Raw genomic sequence first — 21,777 nt, 5'->3', positions numbered from 1 at the left:
ATTAGCCGAGCATTTCCAAGAACTCCGACTCTGAGATTATCTTTACGCCTAGTTTTTGGGCCTTATCGTATTTCGACCCAGCATTTTCGCCAGCCACAACGTAGCCAGTATCCTTTGAAACCGTGGAAGATATGTCTCCACCGAGATCTCTTATTTTTTGACTGGCCGTCTCTCGAGATAGCGTTTTCATTGATCCAGTAAGGACAAATATTTTGTCAGCTATTTTCTCGTTACGCATTGTTGGCCGTTCTTCTTCTATCTTTATGTCTGCAGTCTCTAATTTCTGCAGCATTTTATGATTATATGATTTACTGAACCAATCATGTATGCTCTGTGCAACTACTGGACCAACATCGCTCACGTCTCGTAGCTCTTCTAGGCTGGCCGTTGCAATTTTGTCTAGGGTTTTGAATTTCTTAGCCAATACGAAAGCCGTTTCTTCGCCAACATGCTCTATGCCTAGAGAATATATAAATTTAGACAAAGAGATCTTTTTTCTGGATTGGATAGATTCGTATGCATTCCGGGCTGATTTCTCGGCGAATCTATCGAGATTAAGAAAATCGCCTTCTTTTAAATGGAATAGGTCGGCCGAGTCTCTTATTAGGGCAGCAGCTATGAGCTGATCAATGACCTTAGGCCCTATGCCATCCATGTTAAAAGCTTTTCTGGATATGAAGTGGTATATCCCCTCTCTTCTAATGGCCGGACAATTTTTATTGACGCATTTGTAGGCGACCTGCTCTTCGATTTTATTTATGACTTCTCCGCAGACGGGACAACTTTTTGGCATGCAGAATTTTTTCTCCCTACCCGTGCGTAAATCCTTAAATACTTCTCTGATATCTGGTATAACGTCGCCGGCGCGTCCAACTAAAACCGTATCGCCTACTTTGACGCCCAATCTTTCGATCTCGTCTAGGTTGTGGAGAGTGGCTCTCGAGACCGTAACCCCGCCTATTTTGACTGGCCTCAATATGGCTACTGGCGTCAGAGTGCCGGTGCGGCCAACTTGTATGACTATATCTTCGATCATGGTTTGAGCCTCCGCCGGAGCGAATTTATAGGCGATGGCCGCACGAGGCGCGCGGCCAACGTGGCCGATTTTATCAAACTCTAGATTATTGTTTAAGACTACGACGGTGCCGTCTATCTCATATTCTAACTTATCTCTGGCGGTCGCCCAGTAGTCCCTAAACTTATAGACCTCTCCTATCGTTTTGCAAGGCTTATTGTGGGGATTAGTCTTGAAGCCTAAGGCGCTTAGAATCTGATGCTCCTCTTCATGGGTCGTTTGGCCAAGATTTGTTTTTAGGGCATAAGCGAAAGAATCTAGTGATCGCGATCCGGTCACGCTGGGATCTAGCTGCCTGATTGATCCAGCAGCTAAATTCCTAGGATTAGCATATAGCTTACCATCATTTTTGGCTTGCTCCTGGTTGACTTTATTAAATTGATCTTTTCCTAAGAATACCTCTCCCCTGACTACCACCCTGTCTCTGATCCCAGAGATAACGGCATCTTTTATCCCTAAAAGTTTTTCTCGAGCTAAGTTCTTTATGACATCTTCTTCGGGGATGATACTAAGGGGTATAGCTTTTATAGTTTTAAGATTCTGGGTTACGTCTTCTCCGATATTGCCATCGCCTCTGGTTGACCCAACGCTGAGGACGCCTTTCTCGTATATAAGCTCTATGGCTAACCCGTCTATCTTTAGTTCGCAAAAATAGCCATGCTTAGTAGAGCCGGGAGAGATTTTCTCTAAACGATTATTCCAATCTGTTACATCGCTAGGATCAAAACAGTCATTTAGCGATGGCATTAACTCTGGGTGTTTAAATTTATCGAAATGATCTAGCGGTTTGCCTCCGATCCTTTGTGTTGGCGAATCCGGAGTCACGAGTTCTGGGTATTGTTTTTCTATTTCGGCCAACTCGCTTCTAAGGGTATCGTAGGCCTGATCAGATATCTCTGGCTCGTCCAGGACATGATAAAGATAGTCGTGTCTGTTTAACGATCTTCTAAGCTTCTCTGCCCTCTCTTTAGCTTGTTTAACCTCTAGCATCTATATATCTTTATAGCACTTAAAAGGGCCTTTAAAAAGGCCCTTTTAAGTGCTATGCGTAGGTTTGAAGCTATTCAATTTGGGTAACCTCAAATGATCGTGTAACTCCGCCATACGTCCCTAGTGTCCTGAAGTTAAGTTTATCGCCTTCACAGAATGCGTTATTGGTTATGTCGATCTCTGGCTGGCCGCTGATGCTACCATATATTTCGTATTCGGCCGTATTGGTCAACTCGGGTGGCGCTATCCAAAGCTTAGCCCTGTTGGTGTAAAGGCACCATTCCATCGCCGTGTCGGCGGCAAAAACTGCATAAACTGAATTAACAGCTTCGTTGATTGTTTTTATTTTTGGTATGACAATTTGAACCAGCGTCAAGGTTATCGTAAGTAGGATCGTCATTATTATTATCGAGAAAACGATAATTGATCCTTGCTGTGATTTTTTATTAGTTCTGGAAGTCATCTCTTACGTCACGTGAAGTTATTGTGGTCTGGACGTCGACTGAATATACATTATCAATTTTGGCTTGGATGTTGGCAGTAATCGTAACTCTTGCTGGCTCCAGGTCGTCTGGCCTCGATCCCCTGATGCAGAAATTCAGCGTATTAAATACAACGTCTGTAGAGGTTACTAACTCCGCTGAAGCGGCTAATCCTTCCTGTCGGGTTATCCCTCCTCCAGAGCTCAAAGAGAACGTAACAGGATCCCACTCTGGCGCGGCGAATGGACTATTCATGGTTATTGAGGTATAGCAACCATTATCGAGAGGGGCCACTTGGCTTATTCTTATTTCTCGAGCCATGATCTCAAAGACCCTCAGCGCATTTTCTTGTATCTTTTGAGCTGCGAATGTTTTTCTCTCTAACTTAAGGGCTTGAGCGAATATCCCACCAATGGCTACAACTAAAACGGAGAATATAAATATAGAAATAATGACTTCAATGATAGTGAAGCCGGCTTGCTTATCCTTTTTTAGCTTTAAGTCTCGCATTATTTCCAGTCGTAAAGATGATCTTCTATCCGAATTACTTTATCGGAGGATCTGTTCTTGTAGGTTACTTCGCAAACGACGATCATCTCGTCTTCATTGGTAGGATTCTTGGTTATGGTTATTTTCCTTCTAAATATAGTATCCGTGCCAGAATCGTAATTGTATAGACCAGTCTCGGCATTGAACCTAAGATATTGATTATCTTCGTCGATATTTATTGGTTCAGGACTCTTATTTGCTAGATTTGTATCTGACTGAAGTATCCATGTGCCAACCAGGCCTTGATCAAATTCGACACTGTTTAGCCAGTTGGCATCTCTTAAGGCTCTAACAACTTCTACTCCTTCTTGGGCTAACATTGCTCCAGTAAGGTTGTTCTTTACCGCTGCGGAGACATTGGAGGCCATGCTAGCCATGGCTAACATGGGGCCAAGTGCTACGCCTAAAACGGCGAGTGCGACTAGGCTCTCTATTATCGTAAAACCACCCTGACTTCGCTTATATTTTATGGACATGATATGGAGTCGTCATATGTTTCTATCCTTCCAGTTCCGTATACGCATATAGTTTTACATAGTGACGAAGTGCAGTCTTCGTCGATCTTTCCAATAACTAATCTCCCAGATCTATTTGCCGGGCACGTACCTAAGAGTTCGTCTATGCCATTTATGCATGTCTTTGGTTCGGGCGGAGTGAAGAATACGTCTAGGTCTTCAGCTGGAGGGACCTCTCTCTTTATTTCTACTCTAAGGTCGATGAGCTTAATATTTTCTATGATCTTGTAGCCCAGGTCGGCATCGAATTTCTTATCTCCACAATCGCTTGGATTGTTGGTAGTCGGCCCAGCGTAGAGCGCTACAGACTTTGTGTCGTAAACGCGAAGTCCGAAGCCGCATCTGTGAGCGTCCTCGTATGTGGTGCTAGACGTCGTCTTGACTTCGGCCGCTCGTATGGCCGCCACCAGTATGCCGGCCGACTCGTTTAGGTTTAATCTTGTTTTTGAGAAGTTAGAGAGAAGAAGGCCACTCATAGCCGCAATGATAGTTATGGCGACAAGAATATCTATCAGGGCAAATCCGCCCTGATTGTTTTTAGAGGCTAACTTCAAGCGCATAGCTATATTTTTATTTCTATTCTGTCGCCGGCTCTAACTTGAGTCTTATCTACTTCTCCCGATGTAAGCTTTTTAGAGTTCAGATAAATTTCAAAACTGTCTCGATATCCGCCAATATTTAATATACTAGCCTGATTGTTTTTAGAAAGATCATACTCAAAATCTATTTTTCCAGTCGTCGTTGCTACGTCTATAGCTCCTAGTACGGTCATGCCTTCGGTGATCCCGCCCTCAAATGCTCTCTCTTGTCCGCCGATGCCTATTTGTACATAGACTGTGGCTAGTGCAGCATCTTTGGTTGTATTAGATGCCCAGCCTATGATAGCCACGACCAAGATTATGACTATGACCAGTGCAACCTGGGCGATAGTCGTTTCCCTAGAAATAATATCGTTCGATGATTTTTGTAAAACCATGTTGGTATGTTATTAAAATTAAAGTGATTATAGAGATAAATGATCCAAGAGGCAGAGCAGTTTTTAGGCTGGCTCTTCTGCTAATTATTAGACCGATACCGACTATCGACGCCAACCATACGGCTAGTATTATTGCTAACAGGCCCTGGGGATAGCCAAGCAAGAAGCTAACTATGAAAACTAATTTTACATCTCCGAAGCCAATCCAGGTCCCATGTGAGACTAAATACAGTATACCAAAGAATGAGGCAATGGATAAGCCGCATGCCAATGAATACCAGAAAGTATCCATTCTAAAATAAATATTTATGAATAGGGACATGATCAAGAGAGCGATTAATACCTTGTCGGGCAATATGTAGTATAGGTAGTCGAAGAAGATTAAAGATACCAAGGTCGCACCGATTGTGACGTGAGCTAGCAGGAATATATATCCTTGCGACCCGAGATTGAGGAGCATAGCTATGAAAGTCAGTGCTGTCGCTAGCTCAACTGCTGGGTAGATCAAAGAGATCTTCCCTCTACAGTAGCGACACCTGCCTCTAAGCGCGACGAAACTTACAATTGGTACTAGGTCATACCAAGCCAATGTCTTGTGGCAGTGGGTGCATTCCGATCTTCCGGTTACTATGCCCCCTCTTCTGTCCAATCTATATAGCAAGACATTCAGGAAACTACCAATGCATAAACCTAGAACGCCGAAAATTATATAACTAGAAACCATATTTAAAGGATATCATAAAAATACGCCTCGAGCATATTCTTGTATCGGCAAATAAAATAAAAGACTCCCGCTTAGCGGGAGTCTTTTATTTGTAAAAGCTAGTTAGTCGTACCTACGTCGTAAACGCAATCTCTGGCTGTAGCGTCTAACGCTCCTGTGGTTAGATCTGGAGGAGCATATGCTGCAGCGCAAAGCTCTGAGACTGCTGGAGTTCCGGCATCAAGCACGAATCCTTGAACACCAGCCGTAGGCCATTTGTCAGCCGCAGTATCGGAAGAATTTATGTCGGCGTCAGCTGCAAAAGCGGCCGTATTTTTTCTTTCTAACTCAGCATACAGATGGAATTTGTAGGCTTTAATCGGTGTCGCCACTCTGCCATAGCTTGAATATCCATAAGGACCACCAGAGATTGGATCAGTTGGCAACGTATTAGACGTCATGTATTTGACCAGGATGTCTTTATCTGTGCCCGAGTCGATCGTAGAGGGATATCTGCCGCCATTATCGTCGAAGAACATCTCGACAGCTGTTCTTATTTGGTTTACGTCTGTAACCCTTTTGGCATCTCTAGCCTTAGCTCTGGCTGTTCCAAGTTGGAGGAGAAGCATTGTGGACAGAACTCCAATGATGGCGATAACGACTAGCAGCTCGACTAGTGTGAAACCTTTGGAGAGATCTCTTTTCTTTAATAGTTTTTTTACAAATGACACCTTTTTATTTCTCAACTTCTACGCTTAGGCCCAGATGTTCAGGGGCTAAGATGTGAAATTGGGGGTTAGTTTCCTATGCTCGTATTATATATACATCAAGAGTTAACTACAACTAGGTTGTCAACAGCTAACTGCCTACCATGCCATATATTGGAAGTAAAACACTTGAGACTAGTACTGCTACGCCGGCGCCTAAAACAAGAACCAATATTGGCTCGATAAGGGCAGAGATGTTTTGGATAGTTTCGTAGGACTCGTTTTTATAGAATTTCGCTACATGATCAAGCATGAAATCTATCTTGCCCGTCTTCTCCCCTATCGCAACCATGGAGGACATGAGTGGAGGGATTTCTTCATAATCATCTAAGACCTCAGATATGGAACCGCCGCCACGTACACTCTCCTCGGCTTGTAAAATAATTCTTCTGTAATTCTCGTTGCCGACTAGATCGGCCGCTATTTTTAGGGCATCTAAAATGGGAATCCCCGATTTAATTAGGGTCGCCAAGCTCTCGGCTATCCTGGCTAGATATATTTTCCTAGCGATTGTCCCAAGGCCTGGAAAGTCGATTTTGATTTTATCGAGCATGGTTCTACCACGAGGCGTCCCGATAAACTTCCAGGCGGATATTCCTAGAAGAATAAGAGCTATAATTACCTGGAAAATGTATGCATTCAGGAAGTCAGTAAACCAGATTAAGAACCTTGTCGTAATTGGGAGATCGGCTGCATTCGTCTCTTTGAAAATAGACAGCAACTGAGGAAAGACATATATGGTGATAACGCCGGTAACTACGAGCATGGCGAATAATATGAAGGCTGGGTAGGCCATCGCCCCTTTAATTTTTGAATTTATGGCCTGAGACCTTTCCATGTAGTCGGCTAGATAGAGCAATGTATCGTGCATCTTCCCCGTCATTTCTCCGGACCTAACTAGCTGAATATAAAATGATGAGAATAAGTCTGGATGCTGAGCCATGGCTGCAGATAGAGACGATCCTGCCTCCACGGAGGAAGAGACTTCGGTAAGTATTTTTGCTAAAGCTGGCTTGTCTGTTTGACGAGCTAAGGTTCTTAGGCCCTCGGAGAGTGGCATGTCTGCGTCCATTAACGTGGCCAGTTGCCTAGTGAATATGACGATGTCCTTATTCTTTACTCTGGACAGGTATTGATTTATGTCTATATCGAGAAAACTTTTCTTAGCTGGGGCTATAGATACAACAATGTAGCCCTTGGTCTGAAGGATCTTTACTGCCTCTTCTTCTGTGGGGGTATCGATGATGCCGTCGAGCAACTCCCCTGGCTGAGTTTTTGCTTTGTATTTAAAGTCCATATTTATAGCAGGCTTCTAAAGCCCGAAGGATTAAGTGAATAAAACTCCGCTCTTTCAATGCTGATTAATTTACGACGAACTAGATCGGCAAGCGACCTGTCTAGCGAGATCATGCCAACGTCTTGGCTAGTTTCTATGACTAAGTCCAATTGCTTGGGACGATTATCTCTTATGAGCGTGCGAACTGCTGGCGTAGCTATCATAACTTCAACTGCCGGGACTAGCCCACCCTTAACTCCGGGAATGAGTCTTTGTGATATAACCCCAGACAAAGTGTTAGCGATTTGATTTCTGATTTGTGGCTGCTGATCGACTGGGAAGCTGTCTATTATTCTTTCGACTGTCTGGCCAGCGCTATTAGTATGTAAGGATGCCAACACGAGATGGCCGGTTTCGGCGGCAGTCACGGCGGCACTCATGGTTTCGTAGTCGCGCATCTCCCCTACCATGATTACATTTACGTTCTCTCGAAACGTGGATCTTAGGGCTCTGTGGAATGAGAAGGTATCCCCATAAAGCTCTCTCTGGTCTATGACGCTTTTATCCGGAGAGAAAATATATTCGATGGGATCTTCGATGGTTACTATTTTCTCCGCACGCTCTTTATTTATCAATTCTATGATGGCGGCTAAGGTCGTTGATTTGCCATGGCCAGTCGGTCCGACTACAAGGACGAAGCCCTGAGAGAGCTTGCTGAAAAGTTTTACTATCTGAGGTAGCCCTAGGTCTTCAATGGTCTTTAATTCATTTGGGACTAACCTCATGGCCGCAGCATAGCCGCCTTGAACTTGATAGGCGTTAGCTCTGAAACGAGAGTCCCCCAAAGAGAAAGAGAAGTCTAGCTCTTTCTCGGATATAAACCTGGCGGCCCTATCTCCTAGCAGGGCTAGCACTAGATCACTCGCCGTCTCCTTGTCTAATATTTTGTAATTAGACAACTGTACTAGTCGACCATCGATCCTGATCACTGGATAATGGCCCGGAGATATGTGTAAATCTGATGCTCCATTCTGAGCAGTAGTTTTTAGTAGTTCTTCCAAGTATTGCTTCTGGTCCATACTTTTTATTATACACTATTAAGAGCTGTCTTCAGCCTGGGCTTCTTCTAAGAGGTCTTCCATCGAGACCAATCCCCGAAGAACTTTTAGAATTCCATCTTGAAACATTGTGATCATGCCTTGGCGTCTAGCCTCTTGAGCAATTACAGTCTCGGATATGGTGCCAAGTATTATTTTCTCAAGCTCTGGCGTCATCTCCATCATTTCGAATATGCCTATTCGGCCCTTAAAGGCCTTACCATTGCACGTCTTGCAGGCGAAACCGATATTTGGTTTACGGATTGAATAGCCCTCTTTAGAGTAAAGGCTATCTGCATAATCCTTGGGCATGGATTTTATAGCTTCATTTATAATTTTCTCTTCTCCTGTGTTGGCCCTTGCTTCTATTTTACACTCGGGACATAGCCTTCTGAGTAGCCTTTGGGCCGCGGCGACATTTATTGTAGGAGGTATTAGATATTTCTCTACGCCCATGTCTATTAACCTAGGAATCACACCGATAGCGTCATTGGTGTGGAGGGTAGATAAAACAATGTGGCCGGTTAGGGCAGCTTGAGTCGCTAGCCCAGCTGTTTCTTTATCTCGGATTTCTCCTACCATGATTACGTCGGGATCTTGTCTAAGAATATGCCTCAATCCAGAAGCAAACGTATATCCTATTTCTTCGTGGATCTGTGATTGATTTACGCCATCTACAAAATATTCAATTGGATCTTCGAGAGTTACTATATTGATATCCTCGGTGTTTATGCGTTTTAGCATACCAGCCAAAGTCGTAGACTTTCCGGATCCGGTTGGTCCGGTGATGAGAATGCTTCCAAAAGGTTTCTTGAGTGCCCTTTCTAGGACTTCAAGCGGCCTGCCCTCTAGTCCTAAATCGGGAAGATCGACTTTGCCAGTTAAGGGATCAAGTATACGCATAACAACTTTTTCGCCGTTTTTGGTTGGGAAGGTGGAAACGCGAAAATCGATCTTCCTATCGTTTAGTTTTGTCGCGAAGCGTCCGTCTTGAGCTAGTCGAGTCTCGTCAATTTTCAGATCAGAGAGAATCTTAATACGAGTTAAAACTGCCGAGTGTAAATTTTTTGGTAGTGTTAAAGACGTATTCAGAACGCCATCAACCCTGAAGCGTATCCTAACTCGATCATCGAATGGCTCGATGTGAATGTCAGAAGCTCTGGAATCTACGGCGTGCTTAACTATAACGGCTACGATTTTTGTTACCGGAGCTTCGGCCGTGATTTCGTCGATCGATTTCGGCATGGCTTCTTGGACCTCTTCGCTCCCCTCTTTCTCTAGCTCACCAGACAAAGATTCAAGAGCTTCTCCCACTTCTCCGGTCAACGTTCTGTAATTTCTCAGTATCGAACTAAAGTCTCGATAGCTTATTAGGTATTGCTCTATGGTTAGGTCTTTGTTCCCGGCGATAAATTTAAGAGCTTCAAGAGCGCCAATGTCGTCCGGGTTTATTATTCCTACTTTAAGCACTCCATTATCTCTAGCGAAGGGAACAATTTTATAGAATACAACTGTCTCTTCTGGAATTTCTTTTAAAGCTGTTTTGTCTAAATCTATTTTATCTAATTCTACAATTGGGAGACGATATAGCTCGGATTTTAAATTAAGAAGATCTATGTCTGAGAGTACGTTCTTATCTATAAGTATTTGGGCAAAGTCGCGATTTTGCTTCTCGGCAAGCACGGCAAAAGTATCGGCGTCTTTTTGGAGAATGACCCCTTTTTCTAGTAGTCCCCTTATTAGTGTTTGTGGACTCTTGTTCGGCATGATAAAAATGAAATCCTCGGGCTTAACGCACGGGATTCCCCGATAACCAGTGTACCCCTGCGACGTTAAATGGGAGCAAAAATATCTCTATTGCCGGTTACGCCTGGATTAACCGGAGATTCGCCAAACTGTTTCAAAGATTTGAAGTCTGAGCCATCTGTAATGTCCCATCTGATCTTAGAGATGAGCTCGGTAAGCCCGGATACGCTAACCTTGGATGTCGCAGACACTGGAACTAGGGTCGCGGCCTCGGTGTAATATATGGTGTACATATAGCCCAAGGCAATCCCAAGGAATATAATCGCCAGAAGTATTAATTTATTTGTTGATTGTCGGGGCATCGTTTTTTAGATAATAACCACTGATACTAATTTTAAAGCTGAGCTGCCCTGGATTTTGTTGATCTTTGCCCATTTGAACGGAAGTAACATCTAGGAGGCGGATATTGCTCTCGATCGTCTTTAAGAATACGCCAATAGATGGGTATGCTCCGTTTATGGTCAATTCTATCGGGGACAAATTATATGGTAAGCCAGACTGAGATTTGGCGTCCCCTACGGCTAGCCTGGACAACCTAACTCCGGTAACCGATATAATAGCTTCGATCGTGGATATTATTTCTTCGGTATTCTTTTTCTGCGGTATAAGTTTGGTTACTTTAGTCACTATCGGTCCTCGTGACTCGTATTCCTCTTTTATCTTTTTGATACTTTCTAGCGCAGTCGTAGCCATGGCCTTATTCTTCTCCATCTCAATTATCCCGGTTTTTATGGTGGGGATGCTCGAATATTCTGGCCAGGCAAAAGCTATTAAGCCGAATAAGCTTATTGAGATTAGAGTTGCGCCGATATAATTTTTAGTCGTGGGTGTCATTATTTGGCTGGCGTTGGATTCGGAGTTGTATCTGGTCTTAGGAATGTTGACCTTTCGATCTCGATATTCATGCTGAACTGAAGTTTACCAGTCGTCTGAGTAGTTATCTCGCCTATAGTAACGTCTTTAATATATTTTGGATTACTAACAAAAGATGCTATTTGCTTTGCTATCGCCGTGTAGCTTGGAGCGAGGGCCATGAATTTTATCGTACCATCTGCGGCTGACATCGATAATGAATCAACCTGCACGGTGGGCAACAGTAGGCCTTCTAGCCTTTCTAGCCCTTTTGACCATAGTATGTGTGAATTTAGAAGAGACGACGCAATGTCTAGCTGTTTTCCCGTCACCCTTATCTTCTCGATCAGGTCTGCCCCGTCTTCGCCCTTAGCTTGAGTATTTATTTCTAAATTCTTTTTTTCTACATCGGCTCTTAGTGAGTTGTAACTCTCAAGCTCCTGGCTCGTATAAAATTTTATACCAAAGACAGCCGTTGCCGATAAAATCAAAAAGACAACGCCTAGATAAAGAAGCCTATTCTCGCCAGGGACGGTAACGGTTATTTTTCTCCTTGTTTCTGGGAGAAGTTGTAAGCCACCTTGATCTGACATAGTGTTTATTACTTAATTATATCCTGAAACGCCTTTATTGTTATCAACAAACCGGATCATAAGTTGAGTAAGTCGCTGATTTGATTGGCAATTGGCAGAGGGGTCGTCCTGTTGTTTAGTACATTGACTATCCCTATTATTGAAAGTATTAGCGTTACTACAGATATTATTAATGAGAAGGCATGAACTCCTGGCATAAATCCCAATATCCAGCCAATAACTTCTAATGAGAACACGCCCAGACCCTGCTTGGCATGAAATTTGATGAACTCGTTATCCTTGGCCGTAACAAAAGGAATGAAAACTAGAAATGATAGGTAGCATAAAATCCCCATAAGGGTATCGTTGCGATCGCTTCTCTGTATCGATTGTGGTTGCTGTCTTTGTTCTTCCAAGTTTTTTTGATTATTTATTTGGTTAAAGGTCTCGCATCGCCAGCCCAGTAGCCACTGCAAATGTGCTCGATATCTCTGGTATAACTTTTGTTAGGCCCTGAGGATACACCACTCTAGCCATGGGATTGCCAATAAGGGCGTCCCTCCCAAGCTTCTCTTTGAAATAGTTTGCAAAGTGGGGCATATTAACTAATCCGCCTACCAGTATTACTCTGAGTATTTTTTGATTTTGGCTTTCTTCGTATATGTTTATGGTCTTCCTTGTCTCAAAGGCCATCATGTCTATAAGCGAGAACATGGCTTGGCGAACTATGTTCTCGTCATCTTGGTTGAGCCCAAGCTTCTTTTTAAGTTCTTCTGCTTTCTCTACGCCTATGCCCAGAGACTTGGCTATTGATTTAGTGATCTCGAATCCGCCCACTTCGTAGTTGTGGCCCATTCTCTCGTATCCTTTGCTCACTATTAGTATAGAAGTGCTTCGTCCGCCTATGTTAATAATAGCCGTCGGGGCGAGATCATTTCCCAGTAAGCCCCTAATTAGGGCAGAGTTTTCTAGCTCTATCGCTTTTAAGTTCAGGCCGGCATTCTGCATAATTCTTTGATATCGAGCCGTCTCATCTTTGGGGACAGCAGCTAGGAAGACTTCTACGGTTGGCCTAGTTGGGTTATTGGGATTTTTTTTGACTTCAATTATTGACCAATCCATACTCACCTCTTCTATTGGAATGGGTATATATTTCTTAGCTTCGAAGGGTATGGCTTTTATCAGATCGTTCTCGGACAGATAGGGCATCTGTATTACGGTCGAGAACGTCGAGAAGGATGGGATAGAGGCTATTACATCCTTAGAAGATATATTGGCCTTCTTGATAACCTCTTTTATGCCCCAGACAATTTCCTCGTCTGGAAGTTTTAGTATGTTCTGCCCGGATACTCCACCAGAGGTTGTCGACTCATTCAATTCGAAAAGTCCGTAGTTGCTTAAGGCAAAACGATTATCTTTCTTAGCCATTTCGACAATCTTTATCGAGGCGGTGCCTATATCGATCCCGAGCTTGCTTTCAGATTTGAATAGTCCAAACATTCCTTTAGTTTATTTGTAGTATCAACTACAATAATAAGTATATCACAATAGAAATAAGACAAAAAAGAAAATATGCACTATTGCAGCAGAATTAGTGGCTGGTTGATGGATTTAGTTTTTCCTATTCGATGCCTAGGTTGTCGAAAGATAAAAGATGTCTATCTGTGTGACTCGTGCATGTCGGATATAAAAATAAATAGGAGTTTTAAATGTATCGGCTGCAAGCTAGCGGTCATTGACGGAGAGGCTTGCTGGTTGTGTCGAGATAGCGTTTACATAGATAGACTTTTTGTGGCCACAGAATATAAAGATAAGTTGATTCAGAGGTCTGTGAAGTACTTTAAGTATAGCTTCATAAAAGAGCTCAGCGGTCCCCTATCGGTACTATTGATTAAGTATCTAGGGTTGCTTGGCAAGGAAAGAAAGATTAACTTGTTCGATCAGAGCACTATAGTCATGCCGGTACCATTAAGTAGGAGGAGGTTCAATTGGCGAGGTTTCAATCAGGCAGAACTTCTAGCCAAGAGCATCGCCGATAATTTTTTAATGCCGATGGAGGTCGATACAATAAGGAGACGGGAAGGTTCTGTCTTACAGGCTAGTGTAAAAGATAGGAGTGTCCGCCTAGAGAATGTACTGAATATCTTCGAGGCGAAAGATCTTAAATACGCGAAGGGTGCTAGGGTAATCCTAGTGGATGATGTGGTCACGTCGGGTGCGACGATGAATGAATGCGCCAAAGTTTTGAAGGAAAATGGGGCCAGAGAAGTTTTCGGACTCGCGATTGCTCGGGGCTAGCTTCTGTGATAATATTTGCTGAATTGGAGACGTGTCAGAGTGGTCTAATGTGCCTCTTTGCTAAAGAGGTGATCGGGTCAAACCGGTCCGGAGGTTCGAATCCTCCCGTCTCCGCATATTGTACTAGTCTGCCATCGGGGCGGGCTGGCACAAGCTATCTGTGGGTTCGGGAGGATTCGAACGCCGGAACGATGTTGGCGCAACCGAAATGCGAAGAAGGATCTTCTCATCTTCCCTTTGGAGAGATGGCTGAGTGGCTAAAAGCAGCGGTTTACTAAACCGCCAGACTCGCAAGGGTCTCGTGGGTTCGAATCCCACTCTCTCCGCATATGCCACCGGATGTGCCCTAATGGCACATCCGGTGGCATCTATTCTTGAGTTGATGTGAGATTCGAACGCCGGACTGATTTCATTAGTAAATAAAATCAGGAGGCGGTGGTCAGGCAAACTTTTGTGACGACAAAAGTTTAGTCGAGGCCGAATCCCACTCTCTCCGCCAAATTTATGCGCATTTGGGACATACATCCAAAACATCTATGCAGAAAGCATCTTCTTGCGGAACATCGCGAATTACACGGTTTGTGGAATATTTTAACTATACACGACGGTAAGGGTGGGTATTCTCAGCATCCAGAGACTAAGCGTTGGGTTGGCAAATTGAAGGCCCTATACATCAGGCATGAGTCCTTGGTAGAGGAAATGATTAACAGAAAATATAGTCATAGATCTCCGCTGAACAAAAAATATTCCAAAGGGAAGCCAGGTCAAGAATATCTCATAGATGACCTGGATAGGCAGAAAGTATTGCTACGGGATAAGCCTTGCGAGTGTTTTAGAGATTAGCGGCTAAATAATAGCTATCGCGAGTGCGATAGCTATTATTTTGACCGAATGGGGTCATCATGATAGACTTGAAATCGGTCAATATGTCAAATAACGAGATAAAACCTAATATTAATTCAAGGCCACCGGTGGTGGTTGTCTTGGGTCATGTAGATCATGGCAAGACTAAGCTTCTTGATGCGATTAGGCATACCAACGTTGTGGACGGTGAGTCCGGCGGGATCACTCAGCATATAGGTGCTTATCAGGCCGAGGTCCACGGTAAGACAATCACTTTCTTAGATACTCCCGGGCATGAGGCCTTCGCCGCTATAAGAACTAGAGGCGTCAAAGTTGCGGATATCGCAGTCTTAGTCGTTGCGGCAGATGAAAGTGTTAAGCCGCAGACCAAAGAAGCTATCAATATTATAAAAGAAGCAGGGATTCCGTATATAGTAGCTATAAATAAAATGGATAAGGATGCGGCTAATCCTCAGAGGGTCAAGCAGGACTTGGCTTCTGAAGATGTACTGGCCGAAGATTGGGGCGGCAAGGTGCCTATGGTAGAAGTTTCTGCTAAAGACGGGAAGAACTTGGATGACCTCCTGGATATGATTTTACTAGTCGCTGAAGTCGAGGAGCTTGGCGAAGATCTAGGCTCCCCTACTGGTGGCGTCATAATTGAATCGCACCTAGACAAACAAAGAGGAAACGTAGCAACGGCCCTGGTAAATAAGGGCGTTCTTAAGATTGGAGACTTTATTGTAGTGGGCACGGTGATTGGAAAGATAAAATCGATGGAAGATTTTAAAGGAAACTCGATCGTAGAAGCTCGACCATCACAGCCGGTAGTAATTATGGGCTGGGCATCTGCCCCTCAGATAGGAAAAGGTTTCGAGGTTGCCAAGAACAAGAATGAGGCTGAAGATCTGCAAGCTGCAAATGTTGACATTAAGCAGCTGCTTCTATTCATTACGAGCACAAGAGAAGATCACGGAGATAAAAAAGTACTCAATATGGTCTTCAAGACAGATGTCTCTAGCTCTATGGAGGCCCTGGATAACGTTGTCGGTCAGATCAAATCGGATGAAGTAGGATACAACGTGATTAGTTATGGCATAGGAAGTATTGGGGAAGCTGATATCAAGACGGCCATTGCTAGCAAGGCTCAAGTTATTGGATTCAGAGTTGGAGTAGACAAATCGGCTGAGAAATTGGCAGAGAGGGATGGCATCAAGCTAGCTACATTCGACATTATTTATGAGTTAGTCGAATATATCAGGGGCGAAATGGCCAACTTGCTTGGAGCTGAGGTTAAGAAAAACATTATTGGCAAGCTCAAAGTTATCGCTATATTTAAAACAGATACTAAGTCTATAATCCTTGGTGGCAAGGTCATATCTGGTAAAGCCCTTAGGGGTGTCGGATGCGATATATTAAGAGGAGAGGGTGTATTGGGGAGTGCCAAAATCGGTCAACTCCAACACAACAAGGGAGATGTAACTGAAGTGTCCGACGGTCTCGAAGCTGGATTAAGGCTGGACTTCGGCGGTAAAGATATGCCAGAGATAAGGCAGGGCGATATAATAGAGATATACGAAGAAGAGAGCGTGAAGAGGACTTTGTAATGGCGCGGTAGCCAAGTAGTAAGGCAGCGGTCTGCAAAACCGCTATACGCGGGTGCAATTCCCGCCCGCGCCTCATAATCATAAGAGCCCACCATAGGTGGGCTCTTATGATTACTTGTATCTAGGGGAAGACTCTCTACCCTTCTGGCCCACTTGTCTGGCTAGAGCGAAGAATAGGCTTGATAAGCGATTCATGTAGGCATTGGCCGTGGGGTTTTTTAGTTTAATCCTCAGTAGGGCCCTTTCAGTAGTTCTTGATTTAGCTCGTATGTAGTCTAGCCAGGCTGACGTTGGATTAGTTCCGGGTATAATGAATTTTCTTTCTACCTTCAATTTCGATTCAATCTCATCAATCACTGATTCTATGGACCTAAGAGTGGACTCCTCTAGTTGTGGGGGTATCCTTTTCTCTCTGAGCATCTTGTAGGCGACAATGGCTTGAATAATAAAAAGATTCTCTTGGACACGGTGCAGTGTCGTTTTTAACGCCTTATCTTTTTGCTCCGACTTAAAAACGCCAATTAGACAGTTTAGTTCATCCAGCTGGCCAAGAGCTTCGATATGGTGGTCGAGCTTGCTAATCTTGATTTTGCCGACGTGGCTGAAGCCCTTGTCGCCCTTTTTCGTATAGAATAACCCCATAGCAAGATCATAATATCAGAATTGAAAATAATTCGAAATGAAGTTATAATCACTGGTGTTTAGTGGTTTTGCCCGGGTGGGCCGAATGCGAGTGTTGTAGCATTTGGCGGGAAACAAAAGTTTCCCAGGACCATCACCCGGCAACAACTTTATGATTTGCCCGGGTGGTGGAATGGTATACACGAAGGACTTAAAATCCTTTGCTCGCAAGGGCTTGTGGGTTCGAGTCCCACCCCGGGCACTTATAAGCATAATGACCACGTTCGCGTGGTCATTATGCTTATCGGGACGAGAACGCCGGAGCGATGTTGCGCCAGTAGGCGCGACCGCGAGGCGGTGGCCAGGCCGAGGAGCGCGACGGCGTGACGAGAGCCGAGGCCGAGTCCCACCCCGGGCACCAATAAAAAATAGTCCGGCAGCTGCCGGACTATTTTTTATTGTGGAATCTCTGGTGTACCTCGCGAAGTTGTTTGTCGGTGACGTGGGTATATATCTGGGTTGTGGTTACTGATGAGTGGCCGAGCATAGCTTGGACGGAGCGGATATCGGCGCCATTACGTAAAAGGTCAGTAGCGTAACTATGGCGCAATGTGTGTGGGCTTATGTTCTTGCCCATGATGCCGGACTTAATTGCATACTTCTTTACGATTCTCTGGATACTCCTAGGAGTGAGTCGGAGGTCGTCTTCTTTCCCGAATTTGCCATTTTTAGGGATCCTTATAAAAAGAGCTTCGTCCACGTCGGAGCGTTTGGCGATAAATTCCTTTATGTTCTCTTTGGCGTCGTCAGATAGGAATACGACTCTTATCTTGCTCCCCTTCCCTACTATCGATAGCTCGCCTCGATTTACATCTATTTTATTTCTATCTAGAGAGCATAGTTCAGAAACACGCATACCGGTGCTAAATAAAATAGTCAGAACTGCCCTATCACGCAGTGCGCGCAAGTTCTTATCGCCCGGCGATTCTAGGAATCTTTTTAATTCTTCTGGCTCAAGGAATGTAACTTCTCTATCTTCCTGCTTACCCAACTCTATCTTCTCGGCTGGCACGCATTTTATACTTCGCTTGGCTAGATATTTAAGAAAATTTCTCAGGGCGATGATGTGGTAATTCTGAGTGATTCTCTTTAGCGGTTGATTGTCGTGATCACGTAGACGATTAAGATGGAGTCGGTATTGTCTTATTGTTTCTTCAGAAATATCCTCAACGTTGGCAACCTTGGCGAAATTTAAAAAACGATCAAGATAGCGGCCGTAGTTCTCCGTGGTTTTGGGCGCTCGGTTCTTCTCGATTTCGATATATTCTAAGTATTGGATCTTAAGCGTTTTTGCATTATTTGCCATGGCATTTAAATTATACAACTTTAGGCAATCGTCGCATAACGGAGTCATTTGACGAACTAAATTTATCGTGATATAATCGGGGTAACCTTAAAAAGAGAGGGGTGCCCAATGAAGGAGATCGTGGATTTCTTAGTAGCGGCGTTCGTGGTCCTCGGAAGCTGTGTCAAGGTGATTGCTCAGGTGATCGTTGCCGCGGTAATGATCGTTGCCTTCATCATGTGGGTCGTCTCCGGTATGGCTGGTCTCATGTTTATGGTCGACGGGGTTTTGAGGGGTTCACCGCCTCCAGGAGTCAGTCATGGCGAGATGACTTTCTTCCGCTTCGGCCTCGCATCCTGGGGCCTCGTTGCCCTGGGGTACTTTGTTCGAGCGACGATCCTGGAGAAAAGGAGGCGGGCTTCCAAGCCGAACTGAAGCCGCGTCATCTCGTCAGACCCGGCCCGCGGAACTTTCCGCGGGCCATTTCTTTATAAAAACGTATTTGCATTTGGCTATTTTTTATGGTAAAACAAGATATAAGTTAATTACGGTTCATTGGCCGAGGCTGATGGATACGATCAAGACATGTTAAATAGCAAAGAGAAAACAAAAGTGATGGAGAAGGTCAGGATCCATGAAAAGGATACTGGATCAGCTGAGGCCCAGGTTGCTTTGTTTAGCGAGGAGATTATTAGGCTCACTAAACATCTCAAAAAGCATCAAAAAGACAACAGTTCAAGGTTGGGTCTTCTAAAGATGGTGGCCAAGAGAAAGAGACTTTTGGATTACCTCAAGAGAGAGGCACCAAAAAGACACGCCTCTTTGGTCAAGAAGCTTGACCTCTAATAGAATAAGTCCATGTCTCACAAAATAACCTCTCCCCAAAGAAAACATCACCGTATCGGTGTATTTGTCGATGTTCAGAATATGTATCATTCGGCCAAGAACCTTTATAAGGCCAGGGTTAATTTTAAAGAATTACTAAAGATTGTATCTGACGGTCGCCAGCTTTCTAGGGCCATTGCCTACGTCGTCAAGTCAGATACCGATGAAGAGCGTGCCTTCTTCGGTGCTCTTGAAAAGTCTGGATACGAGCTAAAAATGAAAGATTTACAGATATTCCCAGGAGGCATGAAAAAGGGTGATTGGGACGTGGGTCTAGCCGTAGACGCAATTGGCTTATCTCGCTTGCTGGACGTAGTTATTATCGTTTCTGGCGACGGCGATTTTGAGCCGCTAGTCGAGTATCTACAGTATAGCGGGCTGATAGTTGAGGTAGCTGGATTCAAGAGAAGCGCTAGTGCCAAGATAATCGAAGTGGCTAATAATTTTATTGATTTAGAGCAGTTAAAAGATAAAATACTTTTGAAGTAATTTAACAGGCAAACAGATACGAGGGCGAGGAATGAGGCGATGTGCGGGTTTTTCCCAGTGTTCTCTGGAAGGCCAGAAAATAGTGGGCAGAATCCCAGTCCGCCTCCGGCAATTGCCGGAGGCGGATATTACTCACTTTCCTCTCGTTTGTCGGTAATTAAATGGAAATAAAGAAGTACCAGGAAGAGTTCGCTGGAAAGACTCTATCCGTTGAAGTTGGTCGTTTAGGCGGCCAGGCTAATGGCGTTTGTTTGGTCCAATATGGTGAAACAAGCGTTTTGGTTAATGCCACCATGTCGGCCAACGAGAAGGCTGTCGATTATATGCCGCTTCAGGTTGAGTACGAAGAGAAGTACTACGCAGCTGGCAAGATAAAAGGTTCCAAGTGGATCAAGCGTGAAGGCCGACCATCAGATGAGGCCATTCTGTCGGGTCGTCTAGTTGATCGAGCTCTACGCCCACTCTTTAATCACAATATCCGCAACGAGATACAGGTGGTGACCACCGTTTTGTCGTTCGACGGGATCAATGATCCAGATATCCCCGCTTTAATCGGTGCCTCGATGGCCCTTATGATCTCTGATATCCCTTGGGCTGGGCCTGTCGCTGCTGTCCGAGTTGGCAGAGTTGACGGTAAGCTGGTTTTTAACCCAACATATGCCGAGCGTTTAGTAAGTGATTTCGATATCGTGGTTGCCGGAACAGCTGGAAAAATAAATATGATCGAGGCCGGCGCCAATATCGTGCTAGAGAAAGATATGGCCGAAGCTATCAAGGCTGGATTTGAACAGTTTGGGGCAGTCATTAATTTCCAGAATAAGATCGCCGACGAGATAGGAAAAAAGAAGAAAGAGCTTAATATATTTACTCACGATCAGGCCTTAACGGCTTTGGTTCGTGACTTTGCAGATCCAAAACTTGAAAAAACTCTATATGCGCCCGGTAAAAGTAAGACCGAATTCTATGAAGGTCTTGGCCAGGTCAAAGATGAGTTGATGGCGTATATCAAGGGCCAATTCGCTGACAGCCCAGAAGCTGACAAGAAGCTAGCCGAGGCGTCTGCAATATTTGAGGAAGAGATCGATCGTATCGTTCATCGTAATATTCTCGATGGCGAGAAGCGTCCTGATGGGCGCAAGATTGACCAGCTACGCGAGCTTTCAGCCCAGGTCGGGATATTGCCCCACACTCACGGTACCGGGCTATTTAATCGTGGTACTACCCAAGCCTTGTCTATCTTAACGCTGGCCGCACCAGGCATGGAACAATGGCTAGAAACCATGGAAATAAGTCTAACTAAGAAGAGGTTTATGCACCACTACGCATTTCCTCCATACAGCGTGGGCGAAGTTAAACGTGTTGGAGCTCTGAGCCGTAGAGATATTGGCCACGGCTATTTAGCCGAGAGGTCTTTAGAGCCTATCATCCCGAACAAAGATGAATTTCCGTATACTATTCGCTTAGTATCTGAGATTCTTTCTTCTAATGGTTCGTCATCGATGGCCTCGGTTTGTGGTTCAACGCTAGCTTTGATGGATGGCGGAGTGCCAATCAAGTCCCCCGCCGCCGGTATTGCTATGGGGCTGATGTTTGATGAAAAGGGTGAGAAATACAAAATATTAACCGACATTCAAGGACCAGAAGACCATCATGGAGATATGGATTTGAAGGTTGCCGGTACAAAGGATGGCGTGACTGGGATGCAGATGGATGTGAAGATTGAAGGTATTACCCCTCAGATCGTTGAAGAGACTCTAGCTCAGGCTCGTAAGGCTCGATTGGAGATATTAGATGTCATAACTAAAACTATCGCTACGCCTAGGGCAGAGTTGTCGTTGTATGCTCCTCGAATTCAAACTGTGAAGATAGATCCAAAAAAGATCGGCGCCCTTATCGGCCCAGGAGGTAAAATGATTAATGAGATTATTGAGCAAACTGGAGCTGAAATTGATATCGATGATGATGGGTCGGTATTCGTGACTTCGGCTACCACCGAAGGTATGGAGAAGGCTATAAAGCTTATAAATCA

General features: G+C 44.4%; 25 protein-coding genes and 4 tRNA genes. 11 read left to right on the top strand and 18 right to left on the bottom strand.

Annotation, left to right across the window (positions count from 1 at the left end):
* Window position 1: 1 nt before the first annotated feature.
* From DEG18_03715 to DEG18_03640, 16 genes are all read right to left on the bottom strand, one after another.
* A complete protein-coding gene (locus DEG18_03715; GenBank protein HBX58687.1) occupies window positions 2-2,065 on the bottom strand; it encodes an NAD-dependent DNA ligase LigA in 2,064 nt (687 codons plus the stop codon).
* Window positions 2,066-2,135: 70 nt separating this feature from the next.
* The gene (locus DEG18_03710) at window positions 2,136-2,528 is read right to left on the bottom strand and encodes a hypothetical protein (protein HBX58686.1); all 393 of its coding nucleotides are present in this window, start codon (window positions 2,526-2,528) and stop codon (window positions 2,136-2,138) included.
* Window positions 2,512-3,057: a hypothetical protein gene (locus DEG18_03705; protein ID HBX58685.1), complete on the bottom strand. Its 546-nt coding sequence runs from the start codon at window positions 3,055-3,057 to the stop codon at window positions 2,512-2,514. The genes DEG18_03710 and DEG18_03705 overlap by 17 nt, the downstream gene beginning before the upstream one ends.
* On the bottom strand, window positions 3,057-3,572 hold the full coding sequence (locus tag DEG18_03700) for a hypothetical protein (GenBank protein HBX58684.1): 516 nt from the start codon (window positions 3,570-3,572) through the stop codon (window positions 3,057-3,059). Before DEG18_03700 ends, DEG18_03705 begins: the two co-directional genes overlap by 1 nt.
* The gene (locus tag DEG18_03695; GenBank protein HBX58683.1) at window positions 3,563-4,171 is read right to left on the bottom strand and encodes a hypothetical protein; all 609 of its coding nucleotides are present in this window, start codon (window positions 4,169-4,171) and stop codon (window positions 3,563-3,565) included. The genes DEG18_03700 and DEG18_03695 overlap by 10 nt, the downstream gene beginning before the upstream one ends.
* A gap of 2 nt (window positions 4,172-4,173) precedes the next feature.
* Complete coding sequence (locus DEG18_03690; protein ID HBX58682.1) at window positions 4,174-4,587, bottom strand: hypothetical protein; 414 nt, start codon at window positions 4,585-4,587, stop codon at window positions 4,174-4,176.
* Window positions 4,550-5,311, bottom strand: coding sequence for a hypothetical protein (locus DEG18_03685; protein ID HBX58681.1), 762 nt, complete (start codon window positions 5,309-5,311; stop codon window positions 4,550-4,552). The genes DEG18_03690 and DEG18_03685 overlap by 38 nt, the downstream gene beginning before the upstream one ends.
* Before the next feature lie 98 nt (window positions 5,312-5,409).
* Window positions 5,410-6,036 (bottom strand): hypothetical protein, encoded by a 627-nt coding sequence (locus DEG18_03680; protein ID HBX58680.1) that lies wholly within the window; start codon window positions 6,034-6,036, stop codon window positions 5,410-5,412.
* A 112-nt stretch (window positions 6,037-6,148) separates the two neighbouring features.
* Window positions 6,149-7,354: a hypothetical protein gene (locus DEG18_03675; protein ID HBX58679.1), complete on the bottom strand. Its 1,206-nt coding sequence runs from the start codon at window positions 7,352-7,354 to the stop codon at window positions 6,149-6,151.
* Between the two features lie 2 nt (window positions 7,355-7,356).
* On the bottom strand, window positions 7,357-8,412 hold the full coding sequence (locus DEG18_03670) for a type IV pili twitching motility protein PilT (GenBank protein HBX58678.1): 1,056 nt from the start codon (window positions 8,410-8,412) through the stop codon (window positions 7,357-7,359).
* An 18-nt stretch (window positions 8,413-8,430) separates the two neighbouring features.
* Complete coding sequence (locus DEG18_03665) at window positions 8,431-10,197, bottom strand: hypothetical protein (GenBank protein HBX58677.1); 1,767 nt, start codon at window positions 10,195-10,197, stop codon at window positions 8,431-8,433.
* 65 nt (window positions 10,198-10,262) lie between these two features.
* Complete coding sequence (locus DEG18_03660) at window positions 10,263-10,538, bottom strand: hypothetical protein (protein HBX58676.1); 276 nt, start codon at window positions 10,536-10,538, stop codon at window positions 10,263-10,265.
* Entirely contained in the window at window positions 10,516-11,070 is a 555-nt protein-coding gene (locus DEG18_03655) for a hypothetical protein (protein HBX58675.1), read from the bottom strand. The genes DEG18_03660 and DEG18_03655 overlap by 23 nt, the downstream gene beginning before the upstream one ends.
* Window positions 11,070-11,681, bottom strand: coding sequence for a hypothetical protein (locus DEG18_03650; GenBank protein HBX58674.1), 612 nt, complete (start codon window positions 11,679-11,681; stop codon window positions 11,070-11,072). The genes DEG18_03655 and DEG18_03650 overlap by 1 nt, the downstream gene beginning before the upstream one ends.
* Window positions 11,682-11,737: 56 nt before the next feature.
* The gene (locus DEG18_03645) at window positions 11,738-12,016 is read right to left on the bottom strand and encodes a hypothetical protein (GenBank protein ID HBX58673.1); all 279 of its coding nucleotides are present in this window, start codon (window positions 12,014-12,016) and stop codon (window positions 11,738-11,740) included.
* 82 nt (window positions 12,017-12,098) lie between these two features.
* Complete coding sequence (locus tag DEG18_03640; GenBank protein ID HBX58672.1) at window positions 12,099-13,160, bottom strand: hypothetical protein; 1,062 nt, start codon at window positions 13,158-13,160, stop codon at window positions 12,099-12,101.
* A gap of 72 nt (window positions 13,161-13,232) precedes the next feature.
* On the opposite strand from DEG18_03640, the gene DEG18_03635 reads away from it, so the two are divergent.
* From DEG18_03635 to DEG18_03610, 6 genes are all read left to right on the top strand, one after another.
* On the top strand, window positions 13,233-13,958 hold the full coding sequence (locus tag DEG18_03635; protein ID HBX58671.1) for a hypothetical protein: 726 nt from the start codon (window positions 13,233-13,235) through the stop codon (window positions 13,956-13,958).
* Window positions 13,959-13,983: 25 nt separating this feature from the next.
* A tRNA-Ser gene (locus tag DEG18_03630) sits at window positions 13,984-14,072 on the top strand.
* Window positions 14,073-14,197: 125 nt separating this feature from the next.
* Window positions 14,198-14,284, top strand: a tRNA-Ser gene (locus tag DEG18_03625).
* 178 nt (window positions 14,285-14,462) lie between these two features.
* Window positions 14,463-14,801 (top strand): pyrimidine dimer DNA glycosylase, encoded by a 339-nt coding sequence (locus DEG18_03620; GenBank protein ID HBX58670.1) that lies wholly within the window; start codon window positions 14,463-14,465, stop codon window positions 14,799-14,801.
* 59 nt (window positions 14,802-14,860) lie between these two features.
* Window positions 14,861-16,408 (top strand): translation initiation factor IF-2, encoded by a 1,548-nt coding sequence (infB, locus tag DEG18_03615; GenBank protein HBX58669.1) that lies wholly within the window; start codon window positions 14,861-14,863, stop codon window positions 16,406-16,408.
* A gap of 1 nt (window position 16,409) precedes the next feature.
* Window positions 16,410-16,481 (top strand) — tRNA-Cys (locus DEG18_03610).
* A 38-nt stretch (window positions 16,482-16,519) separates the two neighbouring features.
* Here DEG18_03610 and DEG18_03605 read toward each other — a convergent pair.
* Entirely contained in the window at window positions 16,520-17,050 is a 531-nt protein-coding gene (locus tag DEG18_03605; GenBank protein HBX58668.1) for a cob(I)yrinic acid a,c-diamide adenosyltransferase, read from the bottom strand.
* A 158-nt stretch (window positions 17,051-17,208) separates the two neighbouring features.
* On the opposite strand from DEG18_03605, the gene DEG18_03600 reads away from it, so the two are divergent.
* Window positions 17,209-17,291, top strand: a tRNA-Leu gene (locus DEG18_03600).
* 186 nt (window positions 17,292-17,477) lie between these two features.
* Here DEG18_03600 and DEG18_03595 read toward each other — a convergent pair.
* Window positions 17,478-18,443, bottom strand: coding sequence for a hypothetical protein (locus tag DEG18_03595; protein ID HBX58667.1), 966 nt, complete (start codon window positions 18,441-18,443; stop codon window positions 17,478-17,480).
* A gap of 60 nt (window positions 18,444-18,503) precedes the next feature.
* Between DEG18_03595 and DEG18_03590 the strand changes: the two genes are divergently transcribed.
* The 4 genes from DEG18_03590 to pnp all read left to right on the top strand — a co-directional run.
* Window positions 18,504-18,809 carry a hypothetical protein gene (locus DEG18_03590; GenBank protein ID HBX58666.1) on the top strand — a complete coding sequence of 102 codons (306 nt, stop codon included), beginning with the start codon at window positions 18,504-18,506 and terminating at the stop codon, window positions 18,807-18,809.
* Between the two features lie 150 nt (window positions 18,810-18,959).
* Window positions 18,960-19,220, top strand: a complete 261-nt coding sequence (locus tag DEG18_03585; protein HBX58665.1) for a 30S ribosomal protein S15 — start codon at window positions 18,960-18,962, stop codon at window positions 19,218-19,220.
* 12 nt (window positions 19,221-19,232) lie between these two features.
* Entirely contained in the window at window positions 19,233-19,748 is a 516-nt protein-coding gene (locus tag DEG18_03580; protein ID HBX58664.1) for a hypothetical protein, read from the top strand.
* 161 nt (window positions 19,749-19,909) lie between these two features.
* The coding region (gene pnp / locus DEG18_03575; GenBank protein ID HBX58663.1) for a polyribonucleotide nucleotidyltransferase at window positions 19,910-21,777 on the top strand (1,868 nt) is incomplete at its 3' end.

It is taken from the genome of Candidatus Yanofskybacteria bacterium (genome assembly GCA_003514055.1).
Classification (GTDB): Bacteria; Patescibacteriota; Minisyncoccia; order 2-02-FULL-40-12; family GWA2-44-9; genus UBA12115.
The sequence above is the reverse complement of the archived record's forward strand: the minus strand, read 5'-3'. Positions and strand labels throughout refer to the sequence as shown.